Genomic DNA, 227 nt, shown 5'->3' on the forward strand with positions numbered 1-227 from the left:
TTGGCATAGGGATCGAGGGCGTCATTTGTCAGCAAGTTGGCGGCGGCCTCACGGTAATGGAAAGTGAGGAAGATGATGCCCGGAGCCGTGCGTTCCGTCACATCCGCGGCTACGATCACTTCCCCGCGGCGGGAGGTGAGCCGAATCAAATCACCCGCTTTGGCGCCGAGTTTTTCGGCATCTGCCGGATTTATCTCTGCTGAGGGCTGGCCGGCAAAGGCTTCGAT

The 227-nt window shown here is 59.5% G+C and carries 1 protein-coding gene; it reads right to left on the bottom strand.

The annotated features are described in order from the left end of the window. Nucleotides 1-227 (bottom strand): hypothetical protein (locus GTN70_11345; GenBank protein ID NIO17555.1); only part of this gene is annotated, 227 nt, incomplete at both ends.

It is taken from the genome of Deltaproteobacteria bacterium (genome assembly GCA_011773515.1).
In the GTDB taxonomy this organism is placed as follows: Bacteria; Desulfobacterota; Deferrimicrobia; order J040; family J040; genus WVXK01.